Below are 12,573 nucleotides of genomic sequence, written 5' to 3'. Positions count from 1 at the left end.
GTGCCGGGCCTGCGCGTGGCTGCCCGTGTGTGTGCCGGGCCTGCGCGTGGCCGACCCGTGTGTGTCCCCGGCCCGCGCGCGTCCGCCCGTGTTGCAGGGCCCAGTGTGACCGCCGTCGTGTGTTTCAGAGCCTCTGCACGGCCGCCGTCGTCTGCCCAGGGCCCGCGCGTGGTCGCCAGTCGTTTGACCAGGGCCCGTGCGTGGCCGCCCGTGTGTCCCGGGCTCGCGCGTGGCCCGCCCGTGTTGCAGGGCCCCCGCTCGACCGCCGTCGTCGAGGCCCGTCGGTACGTTCTGGTCGGGGCGGACGACCTCGGGTGAGCCCGCCCAAGGTCGGCCTGGTCACCGGCCCCGGTGTCGGTCCGGCCGGTTCACGGGCGTCGACCTGTGCCGGCGGCGGCGTCGGTCGGCCAGTGCCATCCGGAGGTCGCCAGCGCACGCGCCCTGGCCTCCACCACCGCCATCCGGGCATCCCGTTCGGCGGGGTCCACATGGGCGGCCTGGCCGGTCACCTGGCCCTCCCACTTGCGGTAGAGGAGGCCCACCTCTTCGGAGAACCACCCCCGGCTCACGGCGTTGAGGGCCAGCAGCAGGCCGGTGTCCTCGGAGGCCGGCAGGGCCATCCAGCCGCCGAGGGCGAGCAGCAGATCGCGCCGCACCAGGAGGGTCGCCGGGTGCACCTGGGCACGGAAGCCGTTCGCCTTCCAGAAGGCGAGCACTTCCCCGCGCTCGATCGGCCCGTGATCCGGATCGCCCGGGAAGCCCGCCGTCGAGCCGTCGGGCAGCAGGTCCAGGACCCGTGACGTCGCCCACCCGATCGTCGGGTCGGCCTCGAGGGCGGCCAGGTCGCGGGCCAGGGCTCCCGGCGGGAGCCTGTCGTCGGCGTCCAGGACCTTCACGTACGCGCCGTCCGCGTGGGCCAGGGCGATCGTGCGGGCCACGCCGGGGCCGCCCTGCCGTCCGTGCCGTCCCTGCCGGAAGACGACGCGCCGGTCGTCGGGCACGTACGGCCGGACGTCGTCGGTCCGCCCGTCCTCCTGGATCACCCAGCGCCACTCCCAGCCGTCGGGCAACTCCTGCTCGCACAAGGACGCGTAGGCCTCCGGCAGCAAGGGGGCCGAGGGGCCGTGGACGGCCGTGACGATGACGATGCGCCGGTTCACGGCGGCACTCACCACCTTTCCAGACGCGTGGTGAAGCGGAGCTCCGTGCGGTCGCCGGGAAGCGTGACGTCGGAGACGTCCACCACGCGGTCGTCGACGTCGTACGAGGTCTTGCGCAGCAGGATCACCGACGTGCCCGGCGGCAGGTCCAGCGCCGCGGCTTCCTCGGGTGTCGGCGGGCGAGCGGTGAACCGTTCCTCTACGCGGTCCAGCTCGATTCCCACGGTGTAGAGCTGGTTCTGCGTGCCGCCCGGCCACGGTTCCTTGGTCTCGTCCAGGAGATCCGGGTTCGCGGCGATCATGTCTCGGACGAGATAGGAGGTCACGAGGTTGAAGGGGGCGGCCTCGGCCGAGTACCGCGTCCGGTAGTCGCGTTGGAGGAGCGTGGTGCCCTCGGGGACGCCGAGGGCCTCCGCCAGCTCGGGGGGCGCCCCGATCTCGCGGTACGTCGCGTGGAAGACCAGGTCGTCGACGTGGAGGCCGGTGTCGTGCTCGGTGGCGCCGGTCTCGGCCCGCGTGGCGTGCGGCCGGCGCGCCCGGTCCTTCTCCCACTGGTGCCGGCTGTTGTCCCGGACCGCGGGTGTGCGGGGGCGCCGCACGAAGTTGCCGCGGCCGTGCTGCTTGTCGATCAGGCCCTCGTCGCTCAGCAGCCGCAGCGCGTTCTGAACCGTCGGCACGCTGCGCCCGTAGTGGTGGGCGAGTTCCGCTTCCGACGGCAATCGGTCGCCGGGCTTGCGCTCACCCTCGCGGATCGAGCGGCGAAGGTCGTCCGCGATCACTTCGTATGCCTTCGGCACTGGCACTCACCGGTTTCCGGGCCGTCGTGGGGGTGGTGGATCCGATTAGAGCCTACAACTCCAAAAGAGGTCTTGTGGAGTGGGCCCTGCGGTCCTGCACGGCGGCAGCCCGGCTGCTCTGTCGAGCGGCCGGGCTGTTTCTGGCGTGTGGTGCGGTACGCGGATCGCCGTGACGTCGGGGTCGGGCGGCAGGCGCGGCTGGTGGTGGCCGGACGCCGGGTCCGCTCAGCGCTGGAGAGGGGTGGAGTGCTGGTCCGGGGGCTCGGTGGTGTCGTCGCACGGGGGTTCGGATGTCGCGGCGGCGGGGTCGGCGACCGGGCACAGGCGGCAACTGGGAGCCGTGCCGTGGGCCTCGGCGTGGATGCGCTGTTTCATCGTGGGGGGCAGTGAACCGGAACGTGACCAGGACCAGGAGGCCGTCGCGGGCGACGCTTCCTGGGTGGCGCACTCCGTGCTGCTGGGCGTCTCGGTCTGCGGAACGGCCGCGGAGGCGGTCGCCGAGACGAGTCCGAGCGCCGCGCACAGCGCGAAGAAGGCGGTGACGATGGTGGTCCACAGGCTGAGGACCTTGTTCCGGGCCATGGCCCCTCACTTTCGGGTTGGGCGATTTGCGTACTTTCCTCATGATGTGTATGAGGGCCGCGAAGTGGTGGACCGACGCCCGTGGCGCGTCGTTGTTCAGATGAACACCACCCGGATGGCGGCAAGGGGGGCGAAAAGGTGCGCAGACGGGAGGGAGGTGGACAAAGTCACCGTCCGTGGAGGTGTGATCACCCTCCGATCGGAACAGCTCGGTCCACTTCGAGTGGGCTCCGAGGACCGGCAGTTGGCCGCCGACGCAGGTCACCGATCGATATCGGCCGGTGTGTATAGTCGGGCGCCAGAGGTCCCCTACGTCAAGGAAAGACGAGGTCGCGCGGTGAAGAAGCTTCTCCTGGTCGCACTGGCCGCCATCGGCGGGCTCCTCGTGTACCGCCAGATCCAGGCGGATCGCGCCGAGCAGGATCTGTGGACGGAGGCGACCGACTCCGTGCCCACGGGTTCGTGAGGACGACCGACAACCGGTCCTGAGCAGACCCCGACCGTCATACGGTCGGGGTTTTGTGTTGCCCGGATCCCGTGCCGGGGGGGCGCGAGAGCACGGACCTGCGCGGCAGGATGGGCCACGGTCCGGCCGGGTGACGGGGCCGGCGACGCGTCGGCCACGTGTCGACGGTGGCGACAGCGCCGGTGAGCGCGAGCGCGAGGGGTGGCGGGTGATGGGACGGTGGTGTACGGCTCGACGGCGTGCCGGATCAGGGGGTGACCGCCCACGGGCGTCGGTGCCGACGCCCGTACGGCCCACGCCCGTGCGCGGGACGTCACTGCGACTGGCCGTCGTGACCGCCGTACTGATCTCGACCGCCGCCGTTCCCGGCGGTGCGGCCCTCGCGGCCGGGCCGGCCGGGGGCTACACCTTCGCCGAGGGCGCCCAGCGGATCGAGGGCGCGAACGGCACCGCGGGCGCCGCACCGCTGAAACCCGGCACCACCTACCGCAGCTCCCTGCCCCGGAGCGGCACCGTCCACTACCGCATGGAACTCGACGCCGCCTCCGACACCTACGTCTCCGTCACCGCCGTACCCGGCACGGACGGCGAGGTCACCGCGGTCGACGGCATCCGGGTGAGCCTGCGGGACGACGACGGCGGAACCTGCTCCCTGGACAGCGCGGCCTTCGGCGCCGCGCACAGCCCCCGCCCGCTCACCGCCTGGGTCCAGCACGAGACCGCTTCCGGCAGAAAACGCTGCCAGGAGCCCGGCACCTACTACGTCACCGTCGAGCGGTCCCGGCCCCAGGACTCCCCGCCGCGGCCCTGGGACCTGGAACTCACCACCGCCACCGAGCCGCACCCGCGAGAGACCGGCGCGACCACCGCACCCGAGTCATGGGACTCGGCCTCACCCGAACCCCTCACCGGCGAACCGGAGCACCGCCCCGGCGGCAGCGGATTCGCCGACGCCACCGCCGTCGGCCAAGGAGCCTGGCGCGGAGACATCCGGCCGGGACAGACCCTCTTCTACAAGGTCCCCGTCGACTGGGGCCGCCGACTGCACGCGACCGCCGAACTCGACGGCTCCGGCGCCGCCTCCGGCTACGCCACCGGCGCCCTGCGCATCGCGCTCCACAACCCCGTGCGCGGCGAGGTCGACGCCGCCGCCAAGGGCTACACCGGCCGCCGGACCACGGTCGGCCTCGCTCCCCTGCCGCCGGTGGCCCATCGCAACCGGTACACCGCCGACACGCAGGTCAGCGGGATGCGGTTCGCCGGTGACCACTACCTCGTCGTGCATCTCGCGGCACAGGTGGCCGACGCCTTCGGTGAGGGCCCCTTCGCACTGACGCTGCGCGTGCGGCTCACCGGAGCGGCCGAGGCCGGCCCGGAGTACGCGGGGGAGTCCGTGCCCAAGGGCCTCTTCGAGGTCTCGGCACCGGACCGGGCGACCGCGCCGCAGGGGGAAGCAGCCGGCGGCGACCTCGCCATGAAGGCGGTCGCCGTGGGCGGGATCGGCACCGGCAGCCTGCTGCTCGTGGGCCTGGGCGTGTGGACGGCGGTGGCCCGGCGCAGGGGCGACAGGGCCTTCTAGTCCTGGTTCCCCCGTGGACGTCCGGACTCAGATCCGGGTCAGGGCCCAGAAGCCCACGGCGTAGCAGACCAGGGCGAGGAGCAGGAGCGGTACCGCCACCCGGGCCGGAGGACCCGGGCGCCGACGCCGCCGTGCCCCGCGGTGCTGCGGACGCGCCTGGGCCGGCGCGGGGGCCTGCGGGGTTGGCGTGGTGTACGAGGCGGTGGGGACGTCGGCGGGCTGCCGCGGGGACGGAGACGTGTACGGCGGCTGGTACCGCGGGATGCCCGGAGGGGACGGTGGCTGGGCGTACGGCTGCGGACCGGGCGTGGACGGGGAGTTGACGACCGTCTGCGGGGGCGGCAGAGGGAAACCGCCGGTCTCCGACATGACGGACGGCCGCCCCACCCCGTACGACGACACCGACGGCGTGCCGAGGGGGGGCGGGCCCGGAATGGACGGGGTCCGGACCGAGGCCGGAGGCATGCCGACCGCGGTGGACGGGGTCCCGTCCGGGACCGGCGGTGTGCTCGCCGGGGCGGACGGGGCGGGGCCCGGGGGTGACGGGGCGGGTTCCTGGGCGGGCGGTGCGCCGTTCGGGGCGGCCGGGAATCGGTCCGGGTTGGTCGGCGGTGTGCCGGTGGGAGTGGACGGGATGGGGTTCGGAGTGCGCGGCATGCCGTTCGGGGCGGCCGGGAATCGGTCCGAGTCGGTCGGCGGTGTGCCGGCGGGAGTGGACGGGGCGGGGCCCGGGGATAACGGGGCGGGGTTCGGGGTATGCGGCGTGCCGTTCGGGGCGGACGGGAATCGGTCCGAGTCGGTCGGCGGTGTGCCGGCGGGAGTGGACGGGGCGGGGCCCGGGGATAACGGGGCGGGGTTCGGGGTATGCGGCGTGCCGGTCGGGGCGGACGGGAATCGGTCCGGGATCGGCGGCGTGCCGCCCGGGGGCGGCGGGGTTCGGTCCTCGGGCGGCGGCGTACCGCCCCGGGACGCGCCCGGGCTCGACGGCCGCCGCGGGTCCGTCGGAACGTCGTCCACCCCCGGTGCCCGCCTGAGCGGCCCGTCGGGGCCGAACCCCGGGGGCAGCGGCCCCACTTGGTCGAAGATCTCGATCAGCTCGCCGTCCGGCCCGGGCTCCGGCAACAGCTCCCTGGCCGCGGCCAGCGCCTTGCGCACCCCCGTGGCGGTACGGAACCTCGCCGACGGGTCCGGCTGCACCAGCGTCGCCACGACCTGCCACAACGGCTCGGGAATCCCCTGCGGCGCGGGCGGCGTCCCATGGTCGGCGAAGTACTGCACGAGAGCCTTGGCGTCCGGCTTGGCACCCTCCAGCAGATACAGGGCGACCAGGCCCACGGCGAACAGGTCCGCCGGAAAGTCCGGCTCCGAGCCCAGCAACTGCTCCGGGGCGAGATAACCGGGCGTCCCCACCACGAGGTTGGTCTCGGTCAGCCGGGGCTCGCCCAGCCGCATCGCGATGCCGAAATCGGACAGCCGTAACCGGAGCCGGCCCGTCCCGGTCGCCTCGAGCAGCAGATTGGCGGGCTTGATGTCGCGATGGACCACGCCCTCCGCGTGCACCGCCGCCAGGCCCGACAGCAACTGGTCGAGCAGCGTGCACACGAAGGCGGGCGGCAGGGGGCCGTAGTCCCCGACCAGGTGCACGAGCGAGCCGCCCGTGACGAGGTCCATGGTGAACAGGACCTTGTCGTCGTCGGCGGCCCAGCTGGCGGGCGCGAGGACATGGGGATGGTCGATCCGCAGCGCCTGCTCACGGACGAAGCGCAGCAGCGCGTGCGCGTCCCTCTGCTGCAACACCTTGGCGGCCACATAGCGCCGCCGGCGGTGATCCCAGGCACGCCATACGGCACCGGCCCCTCCACGGCCGATCGGATCGACCAGCTCGTACCGACCGGCGAAGACCTCACCCATGGCTGTGTGCCGCTCCTCCCCCTCGCGCCCGGTCGCCGAACCCTTCGGCGACCGGACCCGGTGGATCAGTTCTGGTGGGACTGGTAATGCGCGACCGCGTCCGAAGTGCGGCCCGCGCCGTACACCCGGAGGAACTCGGCCAGCTCCGGGTGGGACGGGGAGAGGGCGTCCGCCGCGTCGATGATGTCCCCAGCGGCCGCCACCGAACGCAGCAGCGACTGGATCTCACGGACCACCCGCTTGACCGTGGGAGCTCCCGAACTGTTCGTCGTGTGCGTGGTGTTGCTGAGCACCGAGCCCCCCTGCGACCTCTTGATCTCGTCCATGCGCTCGGTCGCCTCGGCCGCGCTCACGCTGCCGTCCGCGACCTGCCCCGCCAGGTCCTGCAACAGCTGCACCCGCTGGACCACCGCGGGATTGCCGATCTTCGCCCGCTGGCCGCTCATCAGCTGCGACAGCATCGGCGCGGACAGCCCCAGCACCCCCGCCAGACGCGCCTGATTGAGACCGAGATCGTCGATAAGCCTACGGAAGAGCGCCCCCAACGGCTCCCCGTACCAGTTCCGCTGCAGTTCCCGCGCTCTTGCGGTGGCTTCCTGCTGTGCGGCGTCCATTGCGTCTCCCCATCGCTTCCCCAAAAACCGCAGTTCGCTCCAGCGAACCACGCCGAGCATCTTACGGAGCGTGGTTGTTCCCCGGGAGCCCCAATCATTTGTGAGATACGGGGGACGACCCGGTACTCTTGTCTGCGGCGCCCGTCGGCACGCGGTACCCCGGCCGGACGCCTCCTTCCAAGGGGCCTTAGCTCAGTTGGTAGAGCGCTGTCTTTGCATGGCAGATGTCAGGGGTTCGACTCCCCTAGGCTCCACATCTGAAGAGCCCGTCCGACCTGCGGAAACGCCAGGCCTGACGGGCTCTTCGCGTCCACGCCGTCACTCATCGTGAACGCTGATCAACGACCGGGCGGGAAAGGCCAGTTGGCCCTCAGAGACCACCGCCCGGCCCACGAGACACAACGGAAAGCGGGCCACGGACGGCCCCACTCGGCACCGGGGCGGCGCTGTCTGCTCTTGATATCGTCACCCCACAGGGCACCAGCGCCACACCCCTGCGGGGCGGTGCCACGTGGCTCATCGCCGTCGGAGCCGTCCGTTCGCTTCCGACGAGGTGGAAGGGGTAGACCATGCGGGCGAAGGTACGGGCCGCTCTCGACGCGCTCTATATGAAGCGCCTGGTCAGGGAGTTGGAGGGCCGCCCACGCCCCCAGCACATCGGCATCATGCTCGACGGCAACCGCCGGTGGGCCAAGATGTCGGGCATCGACGACCCCCGTGAGGGATACCGGGCCGGCGGGGCGAAGGTCCTGGACTTCCTGCGCTGGTGCGACTCCGCGCAGATCGAGCACGTCACCCTGTTCATGCTCTCCGACGACAACCTCCACCGACCCGAAGAGCAGCTGAACCCGCTCATCGACATCATCGCCGAGGTCGTGGAACGGCTCGCCGCCCCGGGCAACCCCTGGACCGTCGAAGTGGTCGGCGCCCTGGACCTGCTGCCGGCCGAATCCGCGAGCCGCCTCAAGACCGCCACCGCCGCCACCCAGGGCCGCAAGGGCGGAACCAAGGTCGACGTCGCGGTGGGCTACGGCGGCCGACGGGAGATCGTCGACGCCGTACGGTCGGCCCTGACCGAGCACAGCTCCCAGGGCGGGGACATCGACGAGTTCATCGAAACCTTCACCATGGAGCACATCTCCAAGCACCTGTACTCCAAGACGCGGTCCGAGTCCGACCTCATCATCCGCACCTCCGGCGAACAGCGGCTCTCCGGATTCCTCCTCTGGCAGTCCGCCTATGCCGAGGTCCACTTCTGCGAGACCTACTGGCCGGACTTCCGCGAGATCGACTTCCTGCGCGCCCTGCGCTCCTACTCCCTGCGTGAACGCCGCTACGGCCGCTGAGCAACAGTTTCACGTGAAACACCGCCGCGGGACCGGAGACCCTGAAGCCTCCCGCCCCGCGACGATGTGAAGCTCGCCCGGTGAAGATCAGCGGGGCTCGTCGCCCTCCGCCTCCTCCCGCGCCTGCTTGGCCTGCACCTCGGGGTCCAGCAGCGCCTCACCGGTGCCGTCCACCGACGTCAGACGCCCCGACTCGGAAACCTCCGTCGCCTCGGGCGGCTCCACCAGCCAGTCCGGGTTGGCCTGCTTGTCCCACCACTTCCAAGCGGCGAACACACCACCGGCGACCACACCCGCCACCAGTACCACCTTGGCGAAACGCCCGGCCTTCGCCCGTCGCCGATGCCTACGCGTCAGCCTCTGGATCTCCTTGGCCGTGACCTGACCCCGGAGCGCGGCCAACGCGGCGGCACCCCGCGCGGCGGCCTCGTCCCTGACGGGCCCGGCCGCAGCCACCGCCTGCTCGATCCTCGGCCGGGAATAGACGGCCGCCTGCCGGGCGGCCAGGCGCGCACGGCAGGCAGCCTCCTGAGCGGCCGCGTCCATCTTCGGCGGCACATGCGTACGGGCCTGCTCCAGCCGCGGCGCGACACGCACGCCGTACTGGAGGCGGGCCTGGTCTGCGGCCTGCGACACCCTGGGCGCCAGCCGTACGCGCGCCTCCTGTGCGTAGTGAGCGGCCCTGTCCATGGCCGAGTCGGCGTAGGGCGCCACCACTTCCGCGGCGTGCAGCACGCTGTCCTTCGCCGAACCGGTCGCGGCGCGCACGCTGTCGATGCGGGTCACGGGTTCCTCCTCCTCGGTGGCGTACGGTAATTCGACTTTCCACCCTTTTACGGATCATGCCTGCGGACGCGCCGCCAGGCATGTGAGGGCGGGCATCCGGGTCACAGACGATGCCTACGGGCCTTCTGGGTAAGTAGTGACGAAGTTGCTGACAAGGTCTATCAACCTCAATAACGGATGAAAACTGGGCAAAGGGAGCCTGTCGACGACAATGCCACGGATCGGCGCCCCGCGCTCGCGACCCGGGAGCATCCGACACCGATTTCCGCAAGCGACTCCGCCGGATCGGAGCAGCAAACCGCCGCAGGACGACGTACGCACCCCCGGCCGTGCGAGGATCGGTGCGCACCACAGGACGACGGAAGGCACATCGTGGCCGAGCAGCTCTACGCCACCCTGAAGACCAACCACGGCGACATCGAGGTCCGGCTGCTGCCGAACCACGCACCCAAGACGGTCAAGAACTTCGTCGAGCTCGCCCAGGGCGAGCGGGAGTGGACCCACCCCGCCACCGGAGCGAAGAGCACGGACAAGCTCTACGACGGCACGGTCTTCCACCGGGTCATCAGCGGCTTCATGATCCAGGGCGGCGACCCGCTCGGCGACGGCACCGGCGACCCCGGCTACCAGTTCGAGGACGAGTTCCACCCCGACCTCGCCTTCGACAAGCCCTACCTGCTCGCCATGGCCAACGCCGGCCCCGGCACCAACGGCTCGCAGTTCTTCATCACCGTCTCCCCGACGACCTGGCTGAACCGCAAGCACACGATCTTCGGCGAGGTCACCGACGCGGCCAGCCAGAAGACCGTCGACACCATCGCCGCCACACAGACCAACCCCCGCACCGACCGCCCGGTCAACGACGTCGTCATCGAGTCGGTCGTCATCGAGACCCGCAAGGGCTGACCCCCCGCCCCCCAGGGCAGGAACCAAACGCCCCGCTCATCCGTAAAGATGGGCGGGGCGGCGCATTGGCGCACACCGCTCACAGGACGACCGAGGGGAAGCCATGGACCACCCGGCAGGCAACTCACAGGCCGCCCAGAGCCTGCCCGGCTGCTACCGCCACCCGGACCGCGAGACCGGCATCCGCTGCACCCGCTGCGAACGCCCCATCTGCCCGGACTGCATGGTCAACGCCTCCGTCGGCTTCCACTGCCCCGACTGCGCCACAGGCCGCACCGGCAACGGGCCCGCCCCTGCCGCCTCGCGGCCCCGCACGCTGGCCGGGGGCACCATCGCCGCCGACCCGCGGCTCGTCACCAAACTGCTCATCGGCGCCAACCTGGTCCTCTTCCTGGTCCAGCTCTCCGTCGGCGACCGCTTCACCAACCGCTTCGAGATGATCGGCGAGGCCTACGTCCCGCTCCTCGGCTCCGTCGAGGGAGTCGCGGAGGGCCAGTGGTACCGGCTGCTGACCGCGATGTTCCTGCACGGCAGCACCGTGCACATCCTGTTCAACATGCTCAGCCTCTGGTGGCTCGGCGGCCCGCTGGAGGGCGCCCTCGGCCGCGGCCGGTACCTCGCCCTCTACTTCTGCTCCGGGCTGGCCGGCAGCGCCCTCACCTATCTGATCGCCGCCCCCAACCAGCCTTCGCTGGGCGCCTCCGGCGCGATCTTCGGCCTCTTCGGCGCCACCGCCGCGCTCGTCCGCCGGCTCAACGCGGACATGCGACCCGTCGTCATCCTGCTGGCGATCAACCTGGTGTTCACCTTCACCTGGGCCAACATCGCCTGGCAGGCCCACATCGGCGGCCTCGTCGCCGGCGCCGCGATCGGCTACGCCATGCTCCACGCCCCGCGCGACCGGCGGACGCTCGTGCAGTACGGCACCTGTGCGCTCGTCCTGGTGGCCGTCGTCGGGTTGACCCTGTTGAGGACGTCGCAGCTCACCTGAGCGCCCGTTGTCCACAGCTCGTGGCGGATCTTGTGCACAGCGTGCGAGAACAGGTGTGCCCCCTGTCACTGACTTGTGTTTCCGCAGGTCAGGCAGGGGGCGAACGTGTTTTCGATTGCCGGTACTTCCGTCACACGGGCGTCAATGCCCAGGGGGTTATCCACAGATCGTCTTTTCTTTTCCCCACCGTGTGGACAGCCTGTGGATAACTCGGTGGATAGCCCTGGGCAGAGCTACTGCCCGGCTACTTCCACTGCGTGGAGACACCGAATCCGGCGGCGATGAAACCAAAGCCCACCACGATGTTCCAGTTGCCCAGCGAGTCGACGGGAAGTGAACCGTCGGTGACATAGAAGACGACGATCCAGGCGAGACCGATGACGAACATGGCCAGCATGACCGGCGCCACCCAGCCGCGGCTGGTCAGTTTGATGCTGGTCGCCTGCTTCGAGGGCGGCGGCGTGTAATCGGCCTTCTTGCGGATACGTGACTTCGGCACGAGGGTCTCTCCTGTCGATGCGCTGCGTGGCCGCGCAGGGAACGGGGTCGGGCTGGGGGCTGCGTACTGCGGGACGAGGGGACCCGAGCACTCCCCGGGCGTCCGTTAGCGTAGTGCTTCCGTGGCTCCGAAGGAGATAAGGGTACGTTGAGCAATTCTGCCGACTCCCCCAGGACGGGATCCAGTCCCGCCCGTACGCGCCGTTTCCGGCCCGTGCGGGTGCTCACGGCGGCCGTCTTCGCTCTGGCGGGGCTCATTTTCTTCACGAGCTTCGATACCGCAAAGGGCACCAATATCCGCACGGACACCTCTTTGCTCAAGTTGTCCGATCTCATCCACGAGCGCAGCCGGGAGAACGGTGAGCGCGAGGAGTCCAACGCGGCACTGCGCGAGGACATCGAATCGTTCGCCGAGCGGGATGACGGGAGCACGAAGGCGGAGGACGACAAGCTCGCGGGCCTTGAGGAGAAGGCGGGCACGCAGAAGCTGAAGGGCGAGGCGATCTCGGTCACGCTCAACGACGCCCCGCCGGACGCCACCGCCAAGCTTCCCGGGTATCCGGAGCCGCAGCCCGACTACCTGGTCATCCACCAGCAGGACCTGCAGGCGGTGGTGAACGCGCTGTGGCAGGGCGGCGCCGAGGGCATCAAGGTCATGGACCAGCGGCTGATCTCCACGAGCGCGGTGCGTTGCGTGGGCAACACCCTGATCCTTCAGGGCCGCGTCTACTCGCCGCCGTACAGGATCCAGGCGGTCGGTGACCCGGAGCGGCTGAAGAAGGCGCTGGCCGCGTCGCCGGCGATCCAGAACTACATGGTGTACGTCAACGTCTACGGGCTCGGCTGGAAGGTCGAGGACGAGGGGACGGTGACGCTGCCGGGCTACACGGGCACCGCGGACCTGCAGTACGCACAGCCTGTGGATTGACGCCGTTCC

The 12,573-nt window shown here is 70.9% G+C and carries 13 protein-coding genes and 1 tRNA gene; 7 read left to right on the top strand and 7 right to left on the bottom strand.

Annotated features, from left to right (window positions below; genetic code table 11):
- Positions 1 to 368: 368 nt before the first annotated feature.
- From RM812_RS05445 to RM812_RS05435, 3 genes are all read right to left on the bottom strand, one after another.
- Positions 369 to 1,160: a glycosyltransferase family 2 protein gene (locus RM812_RS05445; RefSeq protein ID WP_311571242.1), complete on the bottom strand. Its 792-nt coding sequence runs from the start codon at positions 1,158 to 1,160 to the stop codon at positions 369 to 371.
- Between the two features lie 8 nt (positions 1,161 to 1,168).
- Positions 1,169 to 1,957, bottom strand: a complete 789-nt coding sequence (locus RM812_RS05440; RefSeq protein ID WP_311571241.1) for a GntR family transcriptional regulator — start codon at positions 1,955 to 1,957, stop codon at positions 1,169 to 1,171.
- 225 nt (positions 1,958 to 2,182) lie between these two features.
- Complete coding sequence (locus tag RM812_RS05435) at positions 2,183 to 2,539, bottom strand: DUF6344 domain-containing protein (protein ID WP_311571240.1); 357 nt, start codon at positions 2,537 to 2,539, stop codon at positions 2,183 to 2,185.
- A gap of 337 nt (positions 2,540 to 2,876) precedes the next feature.
- Between RM812_RS05435 and RM812_RS05430 the strand changes: the two genes are divergently transcribed.
- Positions 2,877 to 3,005, top strand: a complete 129-nt coding sequence (locus RM812_RS05430) for a DLW-39 family protein (RefSeq protein WP_003999697.1) — start codon at positions 2,877 to 2,879, stop codon at positions 3,003 to 3,005.
- A gap of 211 nt (positions 3,006 to 3,216) precedes the next feature.
- Positions 3,217 to 4,584: a hypothetical protein gene (locus RM812_RS05425; RefSeq protein ID WP_311571239.1), complete on the top strand. Its 1,368-nt coding sequence runs from the start codon at positions 3,217 to 3,219 to the stop codon at positions 4,582 to 4,584.
- A 27-nt stretch (positions 4,585 to 4,611) separates the two neighbouring features.
- Here RM812_RS05425 and RM812_RS05420 read toward each other — a convergent pair whose 3' ends face one another.
- Positions 4,612 to 6,495 carry a serine/threonine-protein kinase gene (locus RM812_RS05420; protein ID WP_311571238.1) on the bottom strand — a complete coding sequence of 628 codons (1,884 nt, stop codon included), beginning with the start codon at positions 6,493 to 6,495 and terminating at the stop codon, positions 4,612 to 4,614.
- A 65-nt stretch (positions 6,496 to 6,560) separates the two neighbouring features.
- On the bottom strand, positions 6,561 to 7,109 hold the full coding sequence (locus RM812_RS05415; protein ID WP_311571237.1) for a helix-turn-helix domain-containing protein: 549 nt from the start codon (positions 7,107 to 7,109) through the stop codon (positions 6,561 to 6,563).
- Between the two features lie 181 nt (positions 7,110 to 7,290).
- Between RM812_RS05415 and RM812_RS05410 the strand changes: the two genes are divergently transcribed.
- Positions 7,291 to 7,363, top strand: a tRNA-Ala gene (locus tag RM812_RS05410).
- A 315-nt stretch (positions 7,364 to 7,678) separates the two neighbouring features.
- Positions 7,679 to 8,455 (top strand): isoprenyl transferase, encoded by a 777-nt coding sequence (locus RM812_RS05405; protein ID WP_311571236.1) that lies wholly within the window; start codon positions 7,679 to 7,681, stop codon positions 8,453 to 8,455.
- 87 nt (positions 8,456 to 8,542) lie between these two features.
- Here RM812_RS05405 and RM812_RS05400 read toward each other — a convergent pair whose 3' ends face one another.
- Positions 8,543 to 9,241 carry a DUF5324 family protein gene (locus RM812_RS05400; protein WP_311571235.1) on the bottom strand — a complete coding sequence of 233 codons (699 nt, stop codon included), beginning with the start codon at positions 9,239 to 9,241 and terminating at the stop codon, positions 8,543 to 8,545.
- Between the two features lie 372 nt (positions 9,242 to 9,613).
- On the opposite strand from RM812_RS05400, the gene RM812_RS05395 reads away from it, so the two are divergent.
- Both RM812_RS05395 and RM812_RS05390 read left to right on the top strand, forming a co-directional pair.
- Positions 9,614 to 10,147, top strand: a complete 534-nt coding sequence (locus RM812_RS05395; protein WP_311571234.1) for a peptidylprolyl isomerase — start codon at positions 9,614 to 9,616, stop codon at positions 10,145 to 10,147.
- A gap of 103 nt (positions 10,148 to 10,250) precedes the next feature.
- Complete coding sequence (locus tag RM812_RS05390) at positions 10,251 to 11,138, top strand: rhomboid family intramembrane serine protease (RefSeq protein ID WP_311571233.1); 888 nt, start codon at positions 10,251 to 10,253, stop codon at positions 11,136 to 11,138.
- A gap of 244 nt (positions 11,139 to 11,382) precedes the next feature.
- Here the strand turns inward: RM812_RS05390 and crgA are convergent, their stop codons facing one another.
- The gene (gene crgA / locus RM812_RS05385) at positions 11,383 to 11,637 is read right to left on the bottom strand and encodes a cell division protein CrgA (protein WP_217141395.1); all 255 of its coding nucleotides are present in this window, start codon (positions 11,635 to 11,637) and stop codon (positions 11,383 to 11,385) included.
- Between the two features lie 147 nt (positions 11,638 to 11,784).
- Here crgA and RM812_RS05380 point away from each other — a divergent pair, with 147 nt between their 5' ends.
- Positions 11,785 to 12,564 carry a DUF881 domain-containing protein gene (locus tag RM812_RS05380; RefSeq protein ID WP_311571232.1) on the top strand — a complete coding sequence of 260 codons (780 nt, stop codon included), beginning with the start codon at positions 11,785 to 11,787 and terminating at the stop codon, positions 12,562 to 12,564.
- Positions 12,565 to 12,573 lie beyond the last annotated feature (9 nt).

This window comes from Streptomyces lancefieldiae (assembly GCF_031845825.1).
Classification (GTDB): domain Bacteria; phylum Actinomycetota; class Actinomycetes; order Streptomycetales; family Streptomycetaceae; genus Streptomyces; species Streptomyces lancefieldiae.
This window is presented reverse-complemented; position numbering and strand designations above follow the sequence as displayed.

What these genes read in the sequence shown, in the direction of transcription:
- RM812_RS05435 (WP_311571240.1), bottom strand. Translation starts at nt 2,539, where the DNA reads ATGGCCCGGAACAAGGTCCTCAGCCTGTGGACCACCATCGTCACCGCC.
- RM812_RS05425 (WP_311571239.1), top strand. Translation starts at nt 3,217, where the DNA reads ATGGGACGGTGGTGTACGGCTCGACGGCGTGCCGGATCAGGGGGTGAC.
- RM812_RS05420 (WP_311571238.1), bottom strand. Translation starts at nt 6,495, where the DNA reads ATGGGTGAGGTCTTCGCCGGTCGGTACGAGCTGGTCGATCCGATCGGC.
- RM812_RS05415 (WP_311571237.1), bottom strand. Translation starts at nt 7,109, where the DNA reads ATGGACGCCGCACAGCAGGAAGCCACCGCAAGAGCGCGGGAACTGCAG.
- RM812_RS05405 (WP_311571236.1), top strand. Translation starts at nt 7,679, where the DNA reads ATGCGGGCGAAGGTACGGGCCGCTCTCGACGCGCTCTATATGAAGCGC.
- RM812_RS05390 (WP_311571233.1), top strand. Translation starts at nt 10,251, where the DNA reads ATGGACCACCCGGCAGGCAACTCACAGGCCGCCCAGAGCCTGCCCGGC.